The following is a 21,803-nucleotide window of genomic DNA, read 5'->3' as shown; positions in this document are numbered from 1 at the left end:
GTTCAGGCATACCTCTTATTCATACTGGAAAGGAAGAGAATAACCTTCTGCATTAGAATAAATGCAAAAAGCAATAGGCCGATCAAGATCTTCGTCCACCAGCTCGACAGCGTCCCGTCGAAGGTGATGTAGGTCTGAATGAGGCCTTGTATCAGGATACCGATGAAGGTACCCGCTACGAATCCCGCCCCTCCGGTCAACAGCGTCCCCCCAATGACCACTGCTGCGATCGCATCCAGCTCAACGCCGACTGCTGCCAGAGAATAACCGGCTGACGTATAGAGCGAAAAAACGATTCCGGATAGGCCAGCAAGAAAACCGGATAATGCGTAGATCTGTATCGTGGTGCGGCCCACGGCGACGCCCATGAGTTGCGCTGTTTGCGAACCGCCGCCTAGTGCGTAGACATTGGTCCCGAAGCGGGTGCGGTGCGCCAGGAATATGCCGCCGACAAAGACCAGAAGCATGATGCCGCCGATCAGCGTCAAACGCCCCCCACCTGGCAGCTTGTAATAGAGGCTCGTCAACGTGGTGTAATAGTCGTGATTGATCGGAATGCTGTCGATCGACAGAACGAAAGCCATGCCACGCGCAAGAAACATGCCTGCGAGCGTCACGATAAAGGCCGGCATTTCCAGATAGTGAATGATAGCACCCATTACGGCGCCGAACACGGTCGTGATGATCAGGACCAATGCGAACGCGACGAGCGGATGGATGGTCGTGTTCTGGAGGACGACTGCCAGGAACACACCGGTAAACGCAATGACAGAGCCAATCGACAGGTCGATGCCGCCGGAGATAATGACAAAGGTCATGCCGACTGCTGCAATCCCGAGAAAGGCGTTGTCGGTCAAAAGATTGCCGATTACGCGGGTCGACAGAATATTGGGATACTGCAGCGTGCAGATCGCATAAGAGAGAACGAAGATCACGACCGTTGCCAGAAGCGGCAGATATTTCGAGTTCATTGAACCTGCCCTTCCGTGACGCGGCTCGATCGCCGGCTCAGGACCACGGCGGCCGATTGGACCGCAGGCGACTGAATGACGAGGATCACGATGACGATCACCGCCTTGATGATCAGGTTGAACTCAGGCGGGAAGCCCGAGAGCAGAATGCCAGTATTGACCGCCTGAATGATCATTGCACCGATCAGAGAACCCAGAATGCTGAAACGCCCTCCAAGCAACGAGTTGCCTCCGACCACGACCGCCAGGATCGCGTCGAGTTCAAGCCAGAGACCGGCATTGTTCGCATCTGCGCCCTTGATATCGGCTGCGACAATGATCCCGGCAATCGAGGCGCAAAGGCCGCTCAACATATAAACGGCCATCAGCAGCACAGGCGTGCGCACACCCGACAACGTGCTTGCACGTCGATTGATGCCGGTTGCTTCAATCAGCATGCCAAGCGCTGTGCGTCTCACGAGGAGGATCACCAGGGCCCCCATGACCAGCCAGATGATAACGGGCATGGGTAGGAAAGCAAATGCGCCGCTGCCGAGTGCGATCAGCCCTTCATCGTTGAAGGTCATGATTACACCCTCGGTGACGAGCTGCGCGATCCCGCGTCCAGCGACCATCAGCACAAGCGTGGCGATGATCGGCTGGATGTTGAGCAACGCGACCAGGAATCCGTTCCATACACCGCAAAGCAGTCCGACGCCGATCGTTACCAGCAGCGTCGAAGCAAGCGAATGGCCGGACACGATGGATGATGCGGCAACCGCGCCGCAGATCGCGATCACGGCACCGACCGAGAGGTCAATCCCCTTCGTAGCGATCACGAGGGTCATGCCGATTGCCAACAAAGCGACCGGCGCGCCGCGGTTCAGTACGTCGATCAGGCTGCCGTAAAGCCGGCCATTCTGAATAACAACATTAAAAAACTGAGGGAACATAATGAAATTCAATAGGAGAATGACCGCAAGCGCGATAATTTGCGGCGCAAGCCGGGTCAACAAGGCATTGAGTGACGACTTCATGCGTCCTCCGTCTCTTTCTGGGCTGCGGCGATTGCGTCGACGATGCGCGCGGTGCTGACATTGTCACCTGTCAGCTCAGCGACATGTTCGCGGTCACGAAGCACCAAAATACGTGAGCTATAGGCGATAAGCTCTTCCAATTCCGAAGAAATCACGATCAGCGACATGCCATTCGCGCACAGTTCTTCGATCAAGCGGATGATCTCGGCATGCGCTCCGACGTCGATGCCGCGGGTCGGCTCGTCGAGAATGAGAAAGTCGGGATTGGTGGCCAACCAGCGTGCAAGGATCGCTTTCTGCTGATTGCCGCCTGACAGCAGACGGATGGGCTTTTCCCTGTCCGTCGTACGGATGTCGAGTGCGCTGATGTAGCGGTCGGCCAAGGCGTTCTGATCGGCGCGAGAAATCGGTCGGGCCCAGCCTCTACGCGCCTGCAGCGCCAACGCAATGTTCTCGCGAATGGACAGGTCGCCGATGATCCCGTCCGTCTTGCGATCCTCCGGACAAAAGCCGAAGCCGTTGCGGATCGCAGCACGCGGGTTCGACAGACTAACCTGCCTACCGTCGACCTTAGCGGTTCCGCTGTCGGCATGCTCGATCCCGAACAGCAATTCGGCGGTCTCCGTGCGTCCCGACCCGAGCAAGCCGGCAACGCCCACCACCTCGCCGACACGGACCTCGAGATCGAACGGCTTCACCTTGCCGCGCTTGCCATAACCCTCGAAGCTGTATTTCACGGGACCGGCAGCAACGGCGTGCGCCCGGGCGGTGGCCTCGGCCTTTGCCAGTTCATGGCCGAGCATCATTGAAATCAGGCTCTGGCGAGACAGCTCGGATGTCTCACGGGTGCCGACGAGCTTGCCGTTTCGAAGGACCGTGATGCGGTCACTGACCTCGTAAACCTGTTCGAGAAAATGTGTAATGAAGACAATTCCAAGGCCGCGGTCTTTCAAGTCACGCATGATGCGAAAGAGCATCGCGACTTCTTGCGTGTCGAGGCTTGCGGTTGGCTCGTCGAGGATGAGAACTTTGCCGGATAAATCGACAGCCCGCGCGATCGCCACGACCTGCTGCACGGCGACCGAAAACCGATCGAGTTGCGCGGTCACATCGATGTCCATCCCATACTGATCAAGCAGCAACCGTGCCTGTCGGTTCATCGCACGCACATCGATCATGCCGAAACGCTTCGGCTGGCGGCCAAGATAGAGGTTCTCAGCGACGCTCAGATTGGAGAGGAGATTGACCTCCTGATACACAGTCCCGATGCCCAGTTTCTGAGCCGCGAGCGTATCGGACGGATTGATTTCAGCGCCGTCGAGAACGAGCCGGCCTTGGTCGCGGTGGTAGGCACCGGTGATGCATTTGATCAGCGTCGACTTTCCTGCGCCGTTTTCGCCGAGAAGCGCATGCACCTCGCCCTTACGCAGCGAGAAGTCGACCTTATCGAGCGCAATGGCACCCGGGAAGAATTTCGAAATACCGGAAGCGGCTAGAACGGTCTCAAAATCGTGAATCATGAGTGCGGCTTTTCCTGATACAGACCTTGCGGTGCCGCGGCATTGAAGGACATGAGGTCCTGATTGGCAGGCGGCAGTTCCGCACCGGTCCATGATGGACCGGTGCGGTTCCAGCGTCAAAAATCAGTAGCCGAGGTTCTTCTTCGACTCGTAGACCTTCGTCGGGTCGTCAGCCGGCGTGTAGAGCTTGGATTCCGTCTGGATCCACTTCGCCGGAGCCTTCTTGTCCTTCAGGTATGCGTCGAGGACGTCGAATGCGGGACCAGCCATGTTCGGCGTGAGTTCCACGGTCGCATTTGCTTCGCCGGCTGCCATAGCCTTGAAGATATCCGGCACGGCGTCGATCGAGACGACCAGAATGTCCTTGCCCGGCTTCAGACCGGCTTCCTTGATCGCCTGGATGCCGCCCACGGCCATGTCGTCGTTGTGAGCGTAGAGGGCGCAGATATCCTTGCCGCCGTTTTCGGCCTTCAGGAAGCTTTCCATGACTTCCTTGCCCTTGGTGCGGGTGAAGTCACCGGTCTGGCTGCGAGCGATCTTGAAGTTTGCCTTGCCGGCGATGGCTTCTTCGAAGCCCTTCTTACGAGCGATGGCGGGGGAAGAGCCGGTCGTTCCCTGGAGTTCGACGATCTTGCAAGCCTTGTCGCCGACGGTCTTTACCAGCCAGTCGCCGGCAACCTTGCCCTCATGAACCTGATCCGAAGTGACAGCGGTCAGGTAGAGGTCTTCAGGCGCCTTGATCGTCCGGTCGAGCAGGATTACGGGGATTTCAGCTTCCTTTGCTTCCTTCAGAACAGCGTCCCAGCCGGTCTCGACGACGGGCGCCAGGAAGATAGCGTTGACGCCCTGGGCGATGAAGGAGCGGATCGCCTTGATCTGGTTTTCCTGCTTCTGCTGAGCGTCAGCAAATTTCAGGTCAACGCCACGCTTCTTGGCTTCTTCCTTCGTGACGGTGGTTTCAGCAGCGCGCCAACCCGATTCAGAACCGATCTGCGAAAAGCCGACGACCAGTTCCGCAGCCGATGCAGAACCGAACATGCAGGCAGCCAGAATCGTAGCACTCAAGAGTGCAGTCTTCAATTTCATTATGTCCTCCCAAAGCCGCCTCCACGCGGCACACCGAGAAAAAATCATATAGTATTACTTTTGTAAATGCACTTTCTGGTATGCGGTGCAAATAAAAAAAGGCGCTCAAAACGAGCGCCTTTTCGCACGTGCTAATTGCCTGACGAAATCACTTAGGCAGCTTGTCGTCGACGCCTTCGACGTAGAAGTTCATGCCGAGCAGCGTGCCGTCGTCAGCCTTTTCGCCAGCCTTCAGCCACGGGGTGCCGTCCTGCTTGTTGATCGGGCCGGTGAAGGGGTGAAGCTCGCCCGACTTGATCTTGGCTTCGGTATCCTGAGCCATCTTCTTCACGTCGTCAGGCATGTTGGTGTAGTCGGCCATCTTGAGGATGCCGTCTTTCAGGCCGTCCCAGCTCTGCTCGGACTTCCAGGTGCCGTCGAGCAGCGCGTGAACGCGCTTGGAGTAGTAGTTACCCCAGGTGTCGACGATTGCCGTCAGCTGAGCCTTCGGGCCGGCTGCGATCATGTCGGAGGCTTGGCCGAACGCATGAATGCCGCGTTCCTCGGCAACCTGCATCGGAGCAGTGGTATCCGTGTGCTGCGTCAACACGTCGACGCCCTGGTCGACCATGGCCTTTGCTGCATCGGCTTCCTTGCCCGGGTCGAACCAGGTGTTCACCCAGATGACCTTCAGCTTGAAGTCCGGATCGATGGAGCGGGCACCCTGTTCGAAGGCGTTGATGCCCATGACCACTTCCGGGATCGGGAATGAGGCGATGTAAGCAGCACCGTGGTTCTTCGACGTCTTGGCTGCGATCTGGCCGAGGATGTAGCGCCCTTCGTAGAAGCGCGAGTTATAGGTCGCGAGGTTCGGGCCGGACTTATAGCCGGTCCCGTGTTCGAACTTCACGTTCGGGAACTTTGCGGCGACCTTCACGGTGGCATCCATAAAGCCGAAGGACGTCGTGAAGATCAGCTTGCAGCCCGAACGCGCCAGACGCTCGATCGCACGCTCGGCGTCGGGGCCTTCCGGTACGTTTTCGAGGTAAGGCGTGTCGATCTTATCGCCGAATTCCTTCTGGATCTGCTGGCGACCGAGATCGTGAGCCTGGGAATAACCACCGTCCGTGTGTGACCCAACGTAGACGAAGCAGACCTTGGTCTTGTCAGCGGCCTGCGCGGACGAACCCACGCTCAGGACCGCAGCAGCTGATGCGGCAAATGCAAATGCGAGTTTTTTCATGATAACCCCTTTTAGTTTGTAATTTCCGGAAGCGCGTCTCATTCTTCTGTTTAGCGCTCCGGCACGAACGGTTTTCCCAGCGACGCAGGCGTGTTGATCAACGTCGTACGGCGATTATGAGAAATGATGACAAGGACCACAATAGTGGCAGCATAAGGGAGCATCGACAGAAATTGGGCCGGAATTCCAACGCCAAAAGCCTGTGCATGAAGCTGCAGGATCGTGACCGCGCCGAAGAGGTAGCCACCGGCAAAAACCCGCCATGGACGCCAGGATGCGAAGACGACGAGGGCGAGTGTGATCCAGCCACGGCCGGAAGACATGTTCTCCACCCATTGCGGCGTATAAACGAGGGAAAGCTGCGCTCCGGCGAGCCCCGCGCAGGCACCACCGAACATCACGGCGAGGTAGCGCGTGCGGATGACCCTGATGCCGAGAGCGTGCGCTGAACCGTGACTGTCGCCGATCGCGCGCAGCTTCAGGCCGGTGCGGCTGCGGAACAGGAACCAGCTCACGCCGAAGAGCAAAGCCAGCGACAGGTAGAATGTCAGATCCTGCCTGAACAGGACGGATCCGATGAGCGGAATGTCAGAGAGGTAAGGAATGACGATCGGCGCGAGGCGAACGCCCGGTACGCCAACATAGCCCTCACCCAGCATTCCCGACACCCCAAGGCCGAGGATCGTCAACGCCAGGCCAGTCGCCACCTGGTTTGCGACCAGCGTGAGGGTAAGGAAACCGAACAGCAGTGAAAACAGTGCGCCGGCGACGATGCCGCCCAGCAGCCCGATATAGGGAGACCCCGAAATCTGAGCGCTGGCGAAGGCCGCGACGGCCCCCATGATCATCATGCCCTCGACGCCGAGGTTTAGAACACCGGATCGTTCGGCGACGAGTTCGCCCAAGGCTGCAATAACGAGAGGTGTGGACGCTGTGATGACGGTCAGCAGAATAGCTTCGAAGATGCTCACGCGACGCCTCCCCGGACCCGCAACCAGACGATACGGATCTTGTAGTAGATGAGCGTGTCGCAGGAGAGCACGAAGAAGAGCAGCAAGCCCTGGAAGACGCGGGTGACCTTGTCGGATACGCCGAGCGAAAGCTGCGCCGCCTCGCCGCCGAGGTAAGTCAGCGCGAGCACAAGGCCGGATGCGATGATGCCGAGTGGGTTCAGGCGTCCGAGAAACGCGACAATGATCGCCGTGAAGCCGTAGCCTGGAGAAATCGCAGGCTGCAGGTGTCCGATCGATCCCGATACTTCGGAGATGCCGGCAAGTCCTGCAAGTGCCCCCGAGAACAGAAAGCTGAACCAGATCATCTTCTTGGACGAAAAGCCGGCGAAGCGCCCTGCCCGCTCGGACTGGCCGAGCACCACGATCTCGAATCCTCTCAGCGTGTATTTCAGCATGAACCAGACGAGAAGCGCTGCGACAATCGCGAACACGAATGCCCAATGGGCGCGGCCGGACTCTTCCCAGATCGCCGGCAGTGTGGCTTCGGGTGGAAACGGCACGCTTTCGGGAAAGTTGAAGCCTTGCGGATTGCGCCAGGCGCCGCGGATCAGCCAATCCAGAAACAGCTGCGCAATATAGACAAGCATTAGGCTCGTCAGGATTTCGTTGGTATTGAAATGCGCCTTCAGCAGCGCTGGAATGGCCGCAAACAACGCACCGCCGATCGCACCCATGACAAGCATCAAGGGCAGCACGAGAGGCGAGTGCCATTCTGTAAACACGATCGGCAGGATCGAGCCAGTAATCGCGCCGATCGTAAATTGACCCTCGGCGCCGATATTCCAGTTATTGGAACGATAGCAGACCGCCAACCCGACGCCGATCATGATCAGGGGCGCTGCCTTAACGGCAAGCTCATGCAGCGACCAGACTTCCAGCAAGGGTTCGAGGAAGAAGGCATCCAGCGCTTCGACGGGGTTCTTGCCCAAAATGGCGAACATGATCCCGCCGGCAATCAGCGTCAGCACCAATGCCAGTAACGGTGAGACGAAACCATAGAGCTTCGACGCTTGCGGCCGCTTCTCGAGCTCAATGCGCATTGGCCGTCTCCGACGCGGTCTTGCCTTCGTGCAGGCCGCCCATCAGAAGGCCAATCTTCTCTCGAGACAGTTCTCCCGCCGGGAAGGGTTGCGAAAGTCGCCCCTCAGAAATCACGGCAATCTCCGTTGCGACTTCAAATATTTCGTCAAGATCCTGGCTGATGACGACGACTGCCGAGCCTTTGCGCGCCAGATCAACGAGGGCCTGACGAATGCGACTCGCGGCTCCCGCGTCGACGCCCCACGTCGGCTGATTAACAACGAGAACCGCCGGTTGTCGGTCGAGTTCACGCCCAACGATGAACTTTTGCAGGTTTCCGCCAGAAAGCGATCCTGCGGCAGGGTCCTCTCCGCTCTTGCGCACGTCCATCGCGTCGGCAATCCGCTTTGTCGCGGACTTGACGGCACCGCGACGGATCACTTTGAGAAAAGAACCACCGAGGAAGGCCCTGCGGTCGGATTGGCTTCGCGCCAGCACAAGGTTGTCGGAAAGCTTCATGGCGGAGACGGCCGCATGGCCATGGCGTTCTTCCGGCACGAACCCGGCGCCAAGCAGACGCCGTGCCGTGATACCCTGGGTGCCCACCGCCTTCTTGCGGATGGTGATCGCATCCGGCGAGCTCACGGGATACTCTCCAGAGAGCGCATCGAAAAGTTCGCCCTGGCCGTTGCCGGCGACACCCGCAATCGCCAGGATCTCGCCCGACCGAACCGTCAGGGATACGTCCTTGAGGGGCATGGCAAAGGGCGTGCGGGCGGAGACGGAAAGATTGCTGACGGAAAGCTGCACGTCGCCCTTGTTGCCCCGATCGGGATGAGTGACGGTTGCGACGTCGCTGCCAACCATCATGCGGGCAAGCGAGGCAGGCGTTTCCTGGCGTGGATCACAGGCGCCGGTGACGCTTCCGTTGCGCAACACGGTCGCCCGGTCGCAGATGCGCTGAACCTCCTCGAGCCGATGACTGATGTAGAGGACCGATTTGCCTTCCGCCTTCAGCTTGAAGAGTGTTTCGAAAAGCTTGTCGGCCTCCTGCGGCGTCAGCACCGAAGTCGGCTCATCGAGGATAATGAGTTTGGGGTTTTGCAGCAGCGCACGCACGATCTCGATGCGCTGGCGTTCGCCGACAGAAAGATCGGCGACGTGGGCATGAGGGTCGAGCGGCAATCCATAGGCGCGCGAGAGCGCCCTTGCTTCTTCCGCAATCCTGCCGATCGGAATGCTGTCATCAAGGGAAAGCGCGATGTTTTCAGCAACCGTCAACGCCTCAAAGAGCGAGAAGTGTTGAAAGACCATGCCGATGCCGAGCTTGCGGGCATCACCCGGCGAACCGATCGAAACCGGCTGGCCCTCCCACAGGATATGGCCCTCGGTCGGTTCGAGTACGCCGAACAGCATCTTGACGAGCGTCGATTTGCCGGCGCCGTTTTCACCAAGGAGAGCATGGATTTCGCCGTGGGCGATATCGAGGTCGATGTGGTTGCAGGCAGCAAAGCTGCCGAAGAGTTTCGTCAGTTGCTGGACAGACAATAACGCGCCGGAACCCGGCACATCAGATAACGACACGTTCCCCTCATTTCTCTCTGCCGACCCTGCCCATTCGGGTCATTATGGGATCAGCAGCGTAGTTCCGGTAGTTCTTCTGGACTCCAGATCCATGTGAGCCCGTGCGACTTCACGCAATGGATAGGTTTGGTTGATATTGATACGCACTTTGTTGCTCAAAACAACATCAAATAACGCGTTTGCACAATTGGTTAGCTCTTCGCGTGTTGCGATGTAGGCGAAAAGCGTGGGCCGTGTTGCAAAGAGCGATCCCTTCTGCGCGAGCATGGCAAGGGTGAAGTTCTCGATCGGTCCTGAGGATTGGCCGAACGAGACGAACATGCCGAACCGTCGCAGGCAGTCGAGCGATTGCGGAAACGTGTCGCGGCCAATCGAGTCGTAGGCGACGTGGACCCCTGCCCCACCGGTGATCTCGCGCACGCTCTCTACAAAATTCTCGGTGTTATAGTTGATAACGTAGTCGTAGCCATGCTCGAGTGCCAAACGCACCTTGCTATCTGACCCCGCGGTGCCGATCACCGTTGCCCCGAGCGCCTTGGCCCATTGGCCTGCGATGAGGCCTACGCCACCGGCGGCGGCGTGAAACAGGATCGTCGTATCCGGGCCAACCTTGTATGTCCGGTTGAGCAGGTATTCCGCAGTCATTCCCTTCAACATCATCGAGGCTGCGGTTTCCAGGGGAATTCCATCCGGCACCTTGACGAGGTGCTTGGTCTCGACGTTCCGCTCGACGCTGTATGCGCCATCCGCACCGGCATAGGCGACCCGATCGCCAATTTTGAAATCCTCTACATCAGGCCCGACAGCGATGACAGTGCCAGCCGCCTCCTTGCCCGTCACGAAAGGCATATGCGGCGCCTTGTAGAGACCTGTCCGGAAGTAGACGTCTATGAAGTTAAGGCCGATGGCTGCATGCTTGATCTGCACTTCGCCTGCGCGGGCGGCGGCAGGTCGATATCGACATACTCAAGAACCTCGGGTCCACCGGTCCTGCTGAATGAGACCGCCTGCGTCTTTGCCATCGTCTTCTCCTAGGTTCTACGTCCAAGCGCCGGGAAGAACTGCAGCACGGCGCCGACGCAGTAGAGGTAGATACCGCTGAGGATAAAGAGGACAAGCGCCCACTGCGGGATCACGAAATGCGTCAGAAGCGCATACATTCCGAGCGCCGACCATAGGAAGAAAACACCGAGGTTGAGCGGACGCAGGCGCTGGACGCGGACAGGATGGAGAAAATTGATCGGCAGGAAGGTCAGGATGACGGAAACGATGACGACGACAAGTGCTGTGATCGCGCTGGCATCGATGACGAAAAGCGTAAAGACGATCATGTTCCAGACTACTGGGAAGCCGGAGAAGAAGTACTCGTCCGTCTTCATTCCGGTATCCGCGTAGTAGATTGCACTCGATACGACGATCATGCCTGCCGCCACGAAGGACCATGGTTCGCCGATCATGCCACTCTGGTAGAGGGCAAAGGCCGGCAATAGAACGTAGGTGACATAGTCAATGATATTGTCGAGCGTATCGCCCGACCAGTTTGGCAGCACCTCCTTGACGCTCACCTTGCGAGCAATCGGTCCGTCGATACCGTCAACTAGAAGCGCAAGGCCGAGCCACCAGAACATGTCGATGAACCGGTGCTCGGCAGCAGCGACCACGCCGAGGAACGCGAGAAAAGATCCGGATGCCGTCAGAATATGGACGGAAAATGCGCGCATCTCCGCGTAAGGTACGCGCTTGTAATTGAAAATCTTCATGTTTCCCCGAGCAGCCTATGGCGTCCGCGCATGGCAGACGCGGTTTTTGGCTTAATATGCATCCTTTGCTTCGCTTCGCCAGCGCAAAAGCGACGAAGCGACGCAAGGGGCAGAAATCCTGACGATGACACGCATATTTCGTTCAAGTCGCATGAGAAAGAATGGAATACCTTTAATCCCGACACTATTTGTAATATCTCGCTGGCATCGATAACATTGTGCGATGAATACGGGATCCGATACCGAAATGAACGCCCCTGCAAAGACCGAAGACTTCGCCTCCCCGATTCCGGCCGGAGTCTATGCCGAAACCGTGCTTAGCGTGACGCATTATACGGACCGCTTGTTCCGGTTCACGATGACGCGCCCGCAGGGTTTCCGTTTCCGGTCCGGCGAATTCGCGATGATCGGGCTGATGGTCGAAGGCAAGCCGATTTTCCGCGCCTATTCGATCGCAAGCCCCGCTTGGGCGGAGGAGCTGGAGTTTTTCTCGATCAAGGTCCCGGATGGTCCGCTGACCTCGCATCTGCAGGCGATCAAGCCAGGCGACCAGGTTCTGATGCGCAAGAAGCCGACGGGCACGCTGGTGCTTGACGCGCTGACGCCCGGCCGTCGTCTCTATATGTTTTCGACCGGCACCGGTATCGCCCCCTTCGCGAGCCTGATCCGCGATCCAGAAACCTACGAGAAGTACGAGGAAGTCATCCTCACGCACACGACCCGCGACGTAGCGGAACTGAAGTACGGCTTCGATCTCGTCGAGGAAATCAAGAACGACGAACTTCTGCAGGAGATAGTCGGCGACAAGCTGCGCCACTACGCGACGGTCACCCGCGAAGACTTCGCCTATCGCGGCCGCATCACGGATTTGATCTCGGCGGGCAAGCTTTTCACCGATCTCGGCGTTCCGCCGCTCGATCCATCAATCGATCGCGGTATGATCTGCGGGTCCTCGGCGATGCTGAAAGATACCAAGGAACTGCTGGAAAAGGCTGGCCTCAACGAGGGCGCAAACAGCAAGCCGGCGGAGTTCGTTATCGAGCGGGCATTCGTCGGCTAAATCAGCCAAGATAGAAGCGTTCACGGCCCCGAAATGGGGCCGTTTTCAATTGTGGCCACTGAGATACTTGATGAGGGCGCCCATCGTCCGGTTGGCGTCCTGGGATCTGCCCTGCTGAATGGCCCGTATGACCTCGACGTGCAGAGACATGGATTGATCCATCCTGTCGGGACTGCTGGATGCAGACCAGAGCCGACGGGAATGGGTCTGAACCGGTCCGAGCGCCGATGTTATGAAACTGTTCGGGCAGGCTTCTTCCAGGATTTCGTCAAAGGTCTTGTCCGCGGCGAAGAATGCCGCCAAGTCGCCGGTCGTGGCGGACATTTCCATCGTCTGGGCACATTCACCCAGTTCCCTGCGCTGCTCTGATGTCGCAAAGTCGGCTGCCAGGGCGGCAGCGATCGGCTCGAGCTCGCGGCGAACCTGCATGACGTTCTCATGGTCCGTCGGCTTGATTTCGGCCACCTGCAGCCCGACACGCGGCTTCACCACGATGAGCCCTTGCCACGCCAGCTTCTGGATCGCTTCGCGCACCGGCGTGCGTCCGTGACCGGCAAGGTCGATCAGATGCTTCTCGGTAACCAAGGCGCCCGGCTGCAACGTCAGCGTCACGATCGCATGTTCCAGGGTGAGATAGGCACGGTGGCTGAGTGAGTTCTGCATCCGCGTATTCGGCTCCAGAAAGTGTATGCGTGTTGCGAAGCGACTGTAACGTTAATGATATATCAGCGTTCTTTCGAACGGCAAGCCGCGGGAGCGCCTGGATCTTCCGGCGATGCGTCTTCTCAATCACGGTGAAATGGCAAATGGCCTTGCAGCGAGTGGTGACGCAAGAGCGCTGGCCAGCGCCGAGCGCCTAACCCTATGAGGCATGCAGAGCAGCGGCCCGGCCGAAACCAGGCGCCTCCGATCACTCGTGCCTCAATGCGTCGATCGGGTTGAGCTGCGCCGCACTGCGAGCGGGGAAGTAACCGAAGACCATCCCTATCGCGGCGGAGAACGCGAACGCCACAGCGATCATCGTGGGGCTGACCACGAACGGCACCTTCAGCACGGTCACTGCTCCATAACCAAGGCTGACCCCCAGCAAAATCCCTGCGATCCCACCAAACACGGAGAGTGCCACCGCCTCGACAAGGAACTGCAGCAGCACCTGGTTTTCCAGTGCGCCGATCGCCAGGCGTATGCCGATCTCGCGGGTGCGCTCGGTCACTGACACCAGCATGATGTTCATGATCCCGATCCCGCCGACAAGCAGGCTGATCGCGGCGACCGCTCCGAGCAAGCTGGTCAACAGTGTCGTGGTACCGGTCATTGCGTCAGCAATCTGCGTCATGTCATTGACGCTGAAGTCATCGTCACGTCCCGGTACGATCTTGCGCCGCTCCCGAAGCAGGTTTTCGGTTTCGGTCTGAACTTTCGATGTCGACACCCCGTCGCGCGCCGAGATCACGATCATCTGGACATTGGCGTTCGCTTTGCCGCCGACCCGGCGTTGATAGACCTTGACGGGCATGACGACGACATCGTCCTGATCGTTGCCCATGCCGGACTGGCCGCGCTTGGCAAGGACGCCGATGATGCTGCACGAAACCTTGCCGACGCGAATCTGCTGTCCCGTGGGATCGGCGGCGCCGAAGAGTTGCGAGCGTACCGTTTCTCCGAGGATGCAGCGCGGGCGTCCGCGTTCTTCCGCCGCGTCAAAGGTGCGGCCGATCGCCATGTCCCAGTCCTGCGCGATGAAGTAGTCGTTGTTCGTCCCCATCACGGTCGTCGAGTGGCTCTGCCCGCCGTAGATGACGGTCGCGGTCGTCTGATTGAGCGGCGCCGCGGCGCGCAGGCCATTGACCTGATCGCGAATGGCGTCGACGTCCTTGATCGTGAAGCGGCGTGCTTCCGAGCTTGGGCGACCAGGACCGAACTGACCCGGGCGCGCAAACAGCATGTTGGTGCCGAGCCGTGAAAGCTCGGCCGAAACCTGGGCGGTCGTACCATTGCCGATCGTCACCAACGCGATGACGGCCGCCACCCCGATGACCACGCCGAGCACCGTGAGGAAGGAACGAAGCATGTTCCGGCTGATCGCACGCAGCGCAAGTTTCAGCGTCTCAAAGAACATGATCCGCCCTCCCGCGATGCTCGACCTCGGTCTCGAGCTTGCCGTCTATGAAACGCAGCAGGCGCTGAGCGTAGGCAGCAATATCGGGCTCGTGCGTGACCATGACGATCGTGATGCCCTGTTCGCGGTTCAGTCGCGTCATCAGGTGCATGATCTCGACGCTGGTCTTCGTGTCCAGATTGCCGGTTGGCTCATCCGCGAGAAGCAGCGAGGGCTCGGTCACGATCGCCCGGGCAATCGCGACACGTTGCTGCTGGCCGCCGGACAGTTCCTGCGTCTTGTGATGCTCACGCCCGGAAAGCCCCACAAGCCCGAGCGCCTCCTTGGCCTTGCTGTGGCGCTCGCTTGCATGCATGCCGCGATAGATCAGCGGCAACTCGACATTCTCCAACGCCGAGGTGCGCGGCAGCAGGTTGAACCCCTGGAATACGAAGCCGAGCATATGACGGCGCAGCAATGTCAGTTGGCTGCGGTCGAAGCCCTGTGTTGAGACGCCTTGGAAAATGTAGTCGCCGTCGGTGGGCACATCGAGACAACCAAGAATGTTCATGGCCGTCGACTTGCCCGAGCCGGAAGGTCCCATGATGGCGACGAATTCGTGTTCGCGGATCGACAGATCCACCCGGTCGAGGGCGCGGATGGCCGCCTCTCCCTGACCATAGATCTTCGAGACCTGCTTGAATTCGATAAGTGCCGGGCTCTGCATCGTGAGCCTCGCCTACTTCGCCTGCGTAGCGTCGGTAATCACCGCATCGCTTTCCTTCAGGTCACCGGAAACGATCTGAGTGAATTGCCCGTCGGAAGACCCCACCTGGATGATCACTGGTGCCGGCTTGCCTGCTTTCAGCAGCCATACGCGCCGCTTTGCTCCGGTCAGGGCTTCGCCTTGGTTGCCGCTCCGTGGCCCCATGCGCGGTGGTCGGAGCAGGCCGAAGATGCCGCGGCCGCGGGGAGACTCTGCAGCCGGGGGGGCATAGCGAAGGGCCGAATTTGGGATCATCAGGGTATTCTCGACTGCCTCAACGGTGACATCAGCCGTCGCGGTCATGCCAGGACGCAGTAACAGGTCAGCATTGTCGACCGACAGGATCGCCTTGTAGGTCACGACGTTGTTCGTGGTCTCGGATGCAAATCGAATCTGCTTGATCTCGGCCGGAAAGGTCCGGTTGGGATAGGCATCAACCGTGAACGTCGCCTTCTGGCCGACGGCAATCTGACCGACATCGGCCTCGTCGACATCGACCTGCAGTTCCATCTTCCGCAGATCGCCGGCGATGACGAACAGCACCGGCGCGGACAAGGACGCTGCGACCGTTGCGCCGGGATCGACCGAACGCGTGAGAATCACGCCGTTGATCGGCGAGACGATCTTCGCCTTGGCGAGGTTGACTTCGGCCAGCCGCAGATCGGCCTCCGCAGAGAGCACGGCAGCGACGTTGATGTCCTTTGCGGCAACCGCGGAATCGAACTTGTAGCGCGCATCTTCGAGGCTCTGCTGCGTAGAAACGTTGCTCTGAACGAGGTTGCGGGCTCGCTGGAACGAGCTCTGGGCCGACTCGAGGTCGGCGGTCGCCTTCACGACATTCGCTTTGGCCGAATCGAGTTTCGCCCGCGAACTCTTGACGTCCGCCTCAAGCTTGTTCGTATCGAGAGCGGCAAGAACCTCGCCGGCCTTGACCTCGCTGTTATAGTCGACGTTCACCTCGCGAACCGTTCCCGACAGCTCGCTTGATATATCCACTTGCTCTGTCGGCTGCACGGATCCGGTTGCCGTAACCAGCACGGTCAGGTCGCCGCGTTTGATAGGTTGAGTGGCGTAGCTGTATTGGTTGCCTTCTTGCCGCGCATAGAAATAGGCCACCCCGCCGGCCGCAAGAATCAGCAGAAGCAATACCAATAGGCGACCACGCCAACGGCCCTTCGACTGTTTGCGTGAAGCCGCAAGGACGGTCGCCAGGTCGGCGCTCGCCTTGGTCGGCTTGGTTTCGTGCATAGTCTTGACGTCGTTCATTCCGGCCTCGATCAACATGCTGCCAACGCAGCCGCCAGCAAGATGATCATGTCGAAGCTGAACGGCAGATTAGCATCGGCCCGGATTGGCACGAAATGACGGTCGAATGAAATGAAATCTTGGTAATGAAAGTTCAGTTTCCGTAGGCTGAAATGGGACCGAGAGGATTCGCTTTGTATTGGCCGTCGCTCTTAAGCTGGCCTTCGACCTCTTCGATCTGCAGCCGCTGAAACTGCAGAACCGTCGTGGAGAGCTGCAGCCCCTCGCCGGACTGACCGAGTGATGGCCACACCGCAACGGCGACAAAAGCGAATCAACTCGATTTGCTGCAGTCCTTATGCGTTTGATAGAACCATCAATGAACCGGTAGACGCCGCTTGGCGGCCATGAGCAGATCGAGTTCCGTGGCCGATGGCCCGAACTTCTCATAGAGCCGCTTTGCTTCGGTTTCCTCTAGTCTATACTTCCTGGCAAACTCACCGAGGCTGTAAGGTCGCCCGCGCAACACTTTTCGGGTGGTCGTTGTGGGTGTGGTCACGCTGGTCATCGCAGTCTCCTTGTCTGTACAAGGAGCTAGCTAGAGCGTCATGTGACTTTGTGAAGGTATCGACCAGCCTCGGAAAGGATTGATTCGATTAAATCTTTTTCGGTGGAACCTTCTGATCCGTCGCGCATTTATATGCTGAGATTGTGAGCCGAGCCAAGCGGACTCGGCGGCGCGAAAGTATACCCGGATTTTTCCGCTTTCTCCGGGTCGTCAACACTATATTCGAACTTTCGTCCGCCCGGTTCATGACCTCGTTTCCCCCAACTTTTACAAAGCGCCTTCGGGCGCTTTTCTTTTTGGCCGTTTCCAGGGGCCGCCTTTTCAGGCCTAGTCGCAAGAAATGTGCCTAATGCACAGGGAACGGTGATTTTTTGGTTGACCGCAATGGGGCACCTGCATATGTTCCGCGCACTTCCAGCCGGACGCACCGCTCGGCTTCAGGGAGAGCGTAGCTCAGCCGGTAGAGCAACTGACTTTTAATCAGTAGGTCTCGGGTTCGAACCCCGACGCTCTCACCATGAAATCAAAGACTTAGTATAGTTTGGGACGGCGACTGCCTTGCGTCCTCGCACCACGTTCGTGTCTAATAGCTGCACGGGCGGCCGTTACTAGGTCTGAACCCATCTGCACAGGCTGGATTTACAGAGCGATCGCGTAGATAGGCCGATGACGACCCGATTGATGAGGTCTGATCAGGGTTTGTGGTGCAGGCTGAGGTGATTGTGGAAAGGCCGATCAGCGCCACGGCCGCCAGAAATGTGAGAAATATGTGCGTCCGCGCTCCTCCGGGAGGGCCATTGCTCACCGCCGCGCGCGCAATCTAGCGTGTCATCGCAAGCCCGGGCGAGAATTACGGCCCTTTGCCACGGCACAGTTCACGAATCCGCTACCGCCGGCGAGTTCCAGATCCTCTGGGGCATCGCTATGCGGCGTGAGGCACGATGAAGCGAAACTCACCTGATTTTATTCGACAGGTCGCAGATTTTCTTCCTGTAGGTAGTGGGTTGAACTCCACTCCGTGATGTCATCACTCTACTGGCGTGCTGGAAACGCTATTCACTACCCCGGTGCCGCGATGCCTGGACGTGCGGAGATCTTTCCTGCGGGCAAATGCTGCTGCCTTGCCCGCAGATCCGGTGTCCTCGTCCTCGCCCCATTAGCAATGTGACGCCTATCAATGCGACGTCGCCTTCCTGCTGGCCAACAACAGAATGTAGTCATCCGCTGCATCCGCTATTGCCATCGCCACTTCCGCCGGCGCCCACCCCTTTAGTTGCGCATCGCGGATGATCTGATGGAGCGCGGGTTCAACATCGGCGCGGCAATCGAGCAGGCGTTGATCATGAGTAGTGTCATTACGAACCGATTGAAGATTAATCATAGCTAGAACCCCTCTCATGTGAGGAAGCTACCATGACATAGATTGCAGGTTGAGCAAGCAAATGCTTAAGGAAACGCGCGATTTCGTTGAGAATGAGCTTTTTCGATGACACAAGCGGGGTCGGCAAAGCGATTCTCGGTATAATCAGCCATCTGAAACCATCACGGAAGTGTGATGGGTTTTGCGGGCGCCATCCGACGAGAGAGCTCCGGGCTCGTCTTCCGGAACAAAACTGATCGCATATTGGTATTATTCCTACGCGACTGATATACCGGAAAGTACGACGATTGGTATGCATTTCCGACGTTGTCGTCAAAACGTGATGACCCCGTGATACGCTGTTTTGTTCGCGACTTGGCAGCTGACGAATTTGTGCCTGCCTAGCGGAACCATTCAGCATCTCTCAAGGCGCACTCGACACCACGTCGAGTGTTTTGCAAAGGGACGTCCAGTGGTTGTGGTTGCGTTAAGGGGGTGGCCGTCGAAGATTGTTCGGAAAGTGTGTTTGAAGGGATGTGAGGTCGATCGCACAGACTTTGCCGCCGTTGTCCTCGTTTTAGGGCGAACACATTTGCGTTGCGCAACCAAACGGATCGCCTATCTTTTCTCTCGGGGGAATTGAGTCTGACTGCCGGCATTGGACATTTGCGCAGCCTTTGCGTTCGACCTGCCTTACGCTGCCAAAAGCATACCTCTTCTGCCATGCACTGCCCCGGCCGTTACAGAGGCCTCAATTTCTGCCTCAAGCGTTGACTTCGTAGTTTCTCTGGAAGGAAAATCATATGGAAGACGCAGGCGTAGGTTGGGTAGCGGCTATCATTATCGGCGGCATTGCCGGGTGGCTGGCGGAAAAGTTCATGAACAGCAACATGGGCCTGTTGATGAACATCATTCTTGGCATTGTGGGCGCGATCGTTGCGAACGCCATCCTCTCTGGGCTGGGCATCGCGCTTGCCGGCTGGCTCGGGTATTTGATTGCTGGCTTCGTCGGCGCGTGCCTGCTCATTGCCGTTGGGCGAGTCATTCGTCGCTAGTTAAAAACCAAAAGCCGGGCGTCAACACGCCCGGCCCTTGCCTGGTCAAACGCCGTTCGATCTATCGACGGCTCATCAATCCGAAAAGGTAAGCGACGCCGGCTGTCACGGCGAGCGCGAAGATAGGTTCCTCCCTTACCTTGTCGCGCAGCCGTTCCGTCATGACCGATGCCTCATCGGCGACGGCGGTCTTGGCGCCGTGTCCAAGCGCCACAACGCTTTCGGACAGGCGTGCAAGGTCTTCGCGCAATGCGGCGACCTGTGCGGAAAGATCGTCTGCCGCGATCTCCGCCTTCACACGCGCGGTTGCGGACTGGGCGGAGGCGGTTTTCATATCGGCCATGGTCTGCTCCTCTTTTTCCGGATGCTCTTCAACGAATTAGTGCTGGGAAAGGTTCCGATGTCCGGTCTCTTTTGCGGCGCCAGGCGCTCCAGTATGACTGCACATATAGCGCAGATGTTTTCGTGCGATAACCCTTCATTTCCTGCTGGCTTTGTTCTAAGGAACGTCAAAAGCTTTGCCCGCGAACGGGCGAATATAATGCGAGGTTTGCGTTTCGATGTTCGATCTTCTGCGAAGAGCTGCTCACACCTGGGTTGCCAAGCTCCTCATGCTGCTACTTGTCGCCTCTTTTGGTATTTGGGGCGTGTCGCGCTCACTGATATCGGGCGGCACGAGCACGACGGTTGTCAGCGTCGGAGACCAGCACGTCGACGTCAACGAGTTTCGCCTGGCCTACCAGCGGCAGGTCGCAAATCTCAGCCAGCAGTTCGGCATGCGCCTGACACCCGAGCAGGCCCGGGCCTTCGGTGTGGAGCAGCAGGTTCTGGCACAGTTGGTCGCCGGCGCATCGCTCGATCAGTTGGCGGAAGACATGAACCTTGGCCTGTCGCAGGATCGGCTTGCGCAGCTGATCGGCGACGATCCAGCCTTCAAGGCGGTGAATGGCCAGTTCGACCGTACCCTCTTTACGTCGCGCCTGCGCAATGCCGGCATCCGCGAAGATGATTACATCAAGGAGCGCAGCAAGGTCGCCGTTCGGAGCCAGATCGTCGACGCAGTATCGAACGGCTTCACGGCGCCGAAAACGCTCGTCGATGCGCTCAAGCTTTACCGCCAGGAAAGTCGCGGTATCGATTACCTGCTGCTGACCAACGCCAATATCGAGCCGATCAAGGCGCCTGCCGAGGATGTCCTCGCCAAGTGGTTCGAAGGCGCCAAGACGCGCTTCCGCGCGCCGGAATACCGCAAGATCGCGTTCCTGAAGCTGCAACCGGAAGACATCGCCGATGCCGCCTCCGTTACGGACGACCAGATCCGCGAGGATTTCGAAAAGCGAAAGGAGAGCTTCCGCACGCCAGAGGCCCGTACGATCGAGCAGTTGACCTTCCAGAACAAGGATCTTGCCAATGCCGCGCTGGCCGCGCTGAAGACCGGCACGACGTTCGATCAACTGGTGACCGATCAGGGCAAGACGGCAGCGGACGTGTTCCTGGGCGAGTTCTCCAAGGACAAGGTGCCGGATCAGGCGATCGCGGATGCGGCCTTCGCCGTCTCGAAGGATGGCGGAACGACGCCCGTTGTCGATGGCACCTTCGGCCCGGTCATCGTCCGTGTCAGCAACATCAAGCCCGAGAGCGTCAAGACCCTTGACGAGGTCAAGGAAGAGATCCGCAAGCAATTGGCCGTTTCCAACGCCTCGCAGGAACTCATCAACGTTCACGATCAGATCGAGGATCTGCGCGGGTCGGGCTCGACGCTGGAACAGATTGCAGAGCAGCTCAAGCTCAAGGCGATCGTGATCGACGCCGTCGATGCGACCGGTCTCGATAGGGACGGCAACGAGGTCAAGGATATTCCGGCCAAGCAGCAGGTTCTTGGGGCTGCCTTCAAGACTGAGGCTGGGGCAGACGCTCCTTCCCTCTCGATCGGCACCGACGGCTATCTTTGGTTCGACGTCCGCGACATCACGCCGGAGCGTGATCGGCCGCTCAGCGAAGTGAAGGATAAGGCAATCGCCGACTGGACCGCCGAACAGCAGAAGCTCGAACTCGCCAAAAAAGCCGAAGAGCTGAAGCAGCAGGCGCAGAAGGGAACATCGCTGGCCGATATCGCGGCGCCGCTCGGCATTACGGTTGAAAGCAAGAGTGGTATCACCCGCGGCACCGACGATGCCGTTCTCGGCAGAGCTGGTGTCATTGCCGCGTTCTCCGGCCCGATCGACACCATTGCCAGCGCTGTTGGCGGCGATCCGACTACCCAGATCCTGCTCAAGGTCACTGAAGTCAACACGGAACCGACGGGTGACGTTCTCAACAACCAGGACCAACAGATCACCGCAACGGCAAACGCAGCCGGCGACGACATTCTCGATCAGATGGTCAACCTGCTGCAGACGCAGTACGGCGCATCGGTCAATCAACCTCTCGCCGAACAGGCGGCAGTCCGCTAAGGGGAA

20 protein-coding genes, 1 tRNA gene and 1 pseudogene are annotated in these 21,803 nt (G+C 58.6%); 4 read left to right on the top strand and 18 right to left on the bottom strand.

What is annotated here, in order from left to right; all coding sequences use genetic code 11:
• Nucleotides 1–2 precede the first annotated feature (2 nt).
• The 10 genes and pseudogenes from yjfF to pcsA all read right to left on the bottom strand — a co-directional run bounded on the left by yjfF (nucleotide 3) and on the right by pcsA (nucleotide 11,192).
• On the bottom strand, nucleotides 3–971 hold the full coding sequence (gene yjfF / locus RHIBUN_RS0120415; protein ID WP_018855021.1) for a galactofuranose ABC transporter, permease protein YjfF: 969 nt from the start codon (nucleotides 969–971) through the stop codon (nucleotides 3–5).
• Nucleotides 968–1,987: an ABC transporter permease gene (locus tag RHIBUN_RS0120410; RefSeq protein ID WP_025660977.1), complete on the bottom strand. Its 1,020-nt coding sequence runs from the start codon at nucleotides 1,985–1,987 to the stop codon at nucleotides 968–970. Before RHIBUN_RS0120410 ends, yjfF begins: the two co-directional genes overlap by 4 nt.
• Nucleotides 1,984–3,507, bottom strand: a complete 1,524-nt coding sequence (gene ytfR / locus RHIBUN_RS0120405) for a galactofuranose ABC transporter, ATP-binding protein YtfR (protein ID WP_025660976.1) — start codon at nucleotides 3,505–3,507, stop codon at nucleotides 1,984–1,986. Before ytfR ends, RHIBUN_RS0120410 begins: the two co-directional genes overlap by 4 nt.
• Nucleotides 3,508–3,630: 123 nt before the next feature.
• Nucleotides 3,631–4,593: a galactofuranose ABC transporter, galactofuranose-binding protein YtfQ gene (ytfQ, locus tag RHIBUN_RS0120400; RefSeq protein WP_018855018.1), complete on the bottom strand. Its 963-nt coding sequence runs from the start codon at nucleotides 4,591–4,593 to the stop codon at nucleotides 3,631–3,633.
• 148 nt (nucleotides 4,594–4,741) lie between these two features.
• Nucleotides 4,742–5,815 carry a BMP family ABC transporter substrate-binding protein gene (locus RHIBUN_RS0120395; RefSeq protein WP_018855017.1) on the bottom strand — a complete coding sequence of 358 codons (1,074 nt, stop codon included), beginning with the start codon at nucleotides 5,813–5,815 and terminating at the stop codon, nucleotides 4,742–4,744.
• Between the two features lie 50 nt (nucleotides 5,816–5,865).
• Nucleotides 5,866–6,786, bottom strand: a complete 921-nt coding sequence (locus tag RHIBUN_RS0120390; RefSeq protein ID WP_018855016.1) for an ABC transporter permease — start codon at nucleotides 6,784–6,786, stop codon at nucleotides 5,866–5,868.
• Nucleotides 6,783–7,868: an ABC transporter permease gene (locus tag RHIBUN_RS0120385; protein WP_025660975.1), complete on the bottom strand. Its 1,086-nt coding sequence runs from the start codon at nucleotides 7,866–7,868 to the stop codon at nucleotides 6,783–6,785. The genes RHIBUN_RS0120390 and RHIBUN_RS0120385 overlap by 4 nt, the downstream gene beginning before the upstream one ends.
• Complete coding sequence (locus RHIBUN_RS0120380; RefSeq protein WP_025660974.1) at nucleotides 7,858–9,432, bottom strand: ABC transporter ATP-binding protein; 1,575 nt, start codon at nucleotides 9,430–9,432, stop codon at nucleotides 7,858–7,860. The genes RHIBUN_RS0120385 and RHIBUN_RS0120380 overlap by 11 nt, the downstream gene beginning before the upstream one ends.
• 42 nt (nucleotides 9,433–9,474) lie before the next feature.
• Nucleotides 9,475–10,454, bottom strand: a pseudogene (locus RHIBUN_RS33645) (quinone oxidoreductase).
• A gap of 9 nt (nucleotides 10,455–10,463) precedes the next feature.
• Nucleotides 10,464–11,192 carry a phosphatidylcholine synthase gene (gene pcsA, locus RHIBUN_RS0120370; protein ID WP_025660973.1) on the bottom strand — a complete coding sequence of 243 codons (729 nt, stop codon included), beginning with the start codon at nucleotides 11,190–11,192 and terminating at the stop codon, nucleotides 10,464–10,466.
• Nucleotides 11,193–11,439: 247 nt separating this feature from the next.
• On the opposite strand from pcsA, the gene RHIBUN_RS0120365 reads away from it, so the two are divergent.
• Nucleotides 11,440–12,252 carry a ferredoxin--NADP reductase gene (locus tag RHIBUN_RS0120365; RefSeq protein ID WP_025660972.1) on the top strand — a complete coding sequence of 271 codons (813 nt, stop codon included), beginning with the start codon at nucleotides 11,440–11,442 and terminating at the stop codon, nucleotides 12,250–12,252.
• Between the two features lie 45 nt (nucleotides 12,253–12,297).
• Here RHIBUN_RS0120365 and RHIBUN_RS0120360 read toward each other — a convergent pair whose 3' ends face one another.
• From RHIBUN_RS0120360 to RHIBUN_RS0120335, 5 genes are all read right to left on the bottom strand, one after another.
• Nucleotides 12,298–12,915 (bottom strand): GntR family transcriptional regulator, encoded by a 618-nt coding sequence (locus RHIBUN_RS0120360; protein WP_025660971.1) that lies wholly within the window; start codon nucleotides 12,913–12,915, stop codon nucleotides 12,298–12,300.
• Between the two features lie 247 nt (nucleotides 12,916–13,162).
• Entirely contained in the window at nucleotides 13,163–14,371 is a 1,209-nt protein-coding gene (locus tag RHIBUN_RS0120355) for an ABC transporter permease (RefSeq protein WP_018855009.1), read from the bottom strand.
• Nucleotides 14,361–15,077: an ABC transporter ATP-binding protein gene (locus RHIBUN_RS0120350; RefSeq protein WP_025660970.1), complete on the bottom strand. Its 717-nt coding sequence runs from the start codon at nucleotides 15,075–15,077 to the stop codon at nucleotides 14,361–14,363. Before RHIBUN_RS0120350 ends, RHIBUN_RS0120355 begins: the two co-directional genes overlap by 11 nt.
• A 12-nt stretch (nucleotides 15,078–15,089) precedes the next feature.
• On the bottom strand, nucleotides 15,090–16,382 hold the full coding sequence (locus tag RHIBUN_RS0120345) for an efflux RND transporter periplasmic adaptor subunit (RefSeq protein WP_025660969.1): 1,293 nt from the start codon (nucleotides 16,380–16,382) through the stop codon (nucleotides 15,090–15,092).
• Between the two features lie 355 nt (nucleotides 16,383–16,737).
• Entirely contained in the window at nucleotides 16,738–16,929 is a 192-nt protein-coding gene (locus RHIBUN_RS0120335) for a hypothetical protein (protein WP_018855005.1), read from the bottom strand.
• Nucleotides 16,930–17,371: 442 nt separating this feature from the next.
• On the opposite strand from RHIBUN_RS0120335, the gene RHIBUN_RS0120330 reads away from it, so the two are divergent.
• Nucleotides 17,372–17,447 (top strand) — tRNA-Lys (locus RHIBUN_RS0120330).
• Nucleotides 17,448–17,512: 65 nt separating this feature from the next.
• On the opposite strand, the gene RHIBUN_RS37380 is transcribed toward RHIBUN_RS0120330, so the two are convergent.
• Nucleotides 17,513–17,698, bottom strand: coding sequence for a hypothetical protein (locus tag RHIBUN_RS37380; protein ID WP_169683850.1), 186 nt, complete (start codon nucleotides 17,696–17,698; stop codon nucleotides 17,513–17,515).
• Between the two features lie 405 nt (nucleotides 17,699–18,103).
• Nucleotides 18,104–18,310 carry a hypothetical protein gene (locus RHIBUN_RS0120325; RefSeq protein ID WP_018855004.1) on the bottom strand — a complete coding sequence of 69 codons (207 nt, stop codon included), beginning with the start codon at nucleotides 18,308–18,310 and terminating at the stop codon, nucleotides 18,104–18,106.
• Between the two features lie 782 nt (nucleotides 18,311–19,092).
• On the opposite strand from RHIBUN_RS0120325, the gene RHIBUN_RS0120320 reads away from it, so the two are divergent.
• On the top strand, nucleotides 19,093–19,344 hold the full coding sequence (locus RHIBUN_RS0120320) for a GlsB/YeaQ/YmgE family stress response membrane protein (protein ID WP_025660968.1): 252 nt from the start codon (nucleotides 19,093–19,095) through the stop codon (nucleotides 19,342–19,344).
• Between the two features lie 61 nt (nucleotides 19,345–19,405).
• Here RHIBUN_RS0120320 and RHIBUN_RS0120315 read toward each other — a convergent pair whose 3' ends face one another.
• Complete coding sequence (locus RHIBUN_RS0120315; protein WP_007793703.1) at nucleotides 19,406–19,687, bottom strand: hypothetical protein; 282 nt, start codon at nucleotides 19,685–19,687, stop codon at nucleotides 19,406–19,408.
• 217 nt (nucleotides 19,688–19,904) lie between these two features.
• Between RHIBUN_RS0120315 and RHIBUN_RS0120310 the strand changes: the two genes are divergently transcribed.
• Nucleotides 19,905–21,797: a peptidylprolyl isomerase gene (locus tag RHIBUN_RS0120310; protein WP_025660967.1), complete on the top strand. Its 1,893-nt coding sequence runs from the start codon at nucleotides 19,905–19,907 to the stop codon at nucleotides 21,795–21,797.
• Nucleotides 21,798–21,803 lie beyond the last annotated feature (6 nt).

Source organism: Rhizobium sp. IBUN, assembly GCF_000510625.1.
Lineage (GTDB): Bacteria > Pseudomonadota > Alphaproteobacteria > Rhizobiales > Rhizobiaceae > Rhizobium > Rhizobium altiplani.
This window is presented reverse-complemented; position numbering and strand designations above follow the sequence as displayed.

What these genes read in the sequence shown, in the direction of transcription:
- ytfQ (WP_018855018.1), bottom strand. Translation starts at nt 4,593, where the DNA reads ATGAAATTGAAGACTGCACTCTTGAGTGCTACGATTCTGGCTGCCTGC.
- RHIBUN_RS0120345 (WP_025660969.1), bottom strand. Translation starts at nt 16,382, where the DNA reads ATGAACGACGTCAAGACTATGCACGAAACCAAGCCGACCAAGGCGAGC.
- RHIBUN_RS0120360 (WP_025660971.1), bottom strand. Translation starts at nt 12,915, where the DNA reads ATGCAGAACTCACTCAGCCACCGTGCCTATCTCACCCTGGAACATGCG.
- RHIBUN_RS0120395 (WP_018855017.1), bottom strand. Translation starts at nt 5,815, where the DNA reads ATGAAAAAACTCGCATTTGCATTTGCCGCATCAGCTGCTGCGGTCCTG.
- RHIBUN_RS0120310 (WP_025660967.1), top strand. Translation starts at nt 19,905, where the DNA reads ATGTTCGATCTTCTGCGAAGAGCTGCTCACACCTGGGTTGCCAAGCTC.
- pcsA (WP_025660973.1), bottom strand. Translation starts at nt 11,192, where the DNA reads ATGAAGATTTTCAATTACAAGCGCGTACCTTACGCGGAGATGCGCGCA.
- RHIBUN_RS0120325 (WP_018855004.1), bottom strand. Translation starts at nt 18,310, where the DNA reads ATGATTAATCTTCAATCGGTTCGTAATGACACTACTCATGATCAACGC.
- RHIBUN_RS0120335 (WP_018855005.1), bottom strand. Translation starts at nt 16,929, where the DNA reads ATGACCAGCGTGACCACACCCACAACGACCACCCGAAAAGTGTTGCGC.
- RHIBUN_RS0120320 (WP_025660968.1), top strand. Translation starts at nt 19,093, where the DNA reads ATGGAAGACGCAGGCGTAGGTTGGGTAGCGGCTATCATTATCGGCGGC.
- yjfF (WP_018855021.1), bottom strand. Translation starts at nt 971, where the DNA reads ATGAACTCGAAATATCTGCCGCTTCTGGCAACGGTCGTGATCTTCGTT.
- RHIBUN_RS0120385 (WP_025660975.1), bottom strand. Translation starts at nt 7,868, where the DNA reads ATGCGCATTGAGCTCGAGAAGCGGCCGCAAGCGTCGAAGCTCTATGGT.
- RHIBUN_RS0120355 (WP_018855009.1), bottom strand. Translation starts at nt 14,371, where the DNA reads ATGTTCTTTGAGACGCTGAAACTTGCGCTGCGTGCGATCAGCCGGAAC.
- ytfR (WP_025660976.1), bottom strand. Translation starts at nt 3,507, where the DNA reads ATGATTCACGATTTTGAGACCGTTCTAGCCGCTTCCGGTATTTCGAAA.
- RHIBUN_RS0120410 (WP_025660977.1), bottom strand. Translation starts at nt 1,987, where the DNA reads ATGAAGTCGTCACTCAATGCCTTGTTGACCCGGCTTGCGCCGCAAATT.
- RHIBUN_RS0120315 (WP_007793703.1), bottom strand. Translation starts at nt 19,687, where the DNA reads ATGGCCGATATGAAAACCGCCTCCGCCCAGTCCGCAACCGCGCGTGTG.
- RHIBUN_RS0120350 (WP_025660970.1), bottom strand. Translation starts at nt 15,077, where the DNA reads ATGCAGAGCCCGGCACTTATCGAATTCAAGCAGGTCTCGAAGATCTAT.
- RHIBUN_RS0120365 (WP_025660972.1), top strand. Translation starts at nt 11,440, where the DNA reads ATGAACGCCCCTGCAAAGACCGAAGACTTCGCCTCCCCGATTCCGGCC.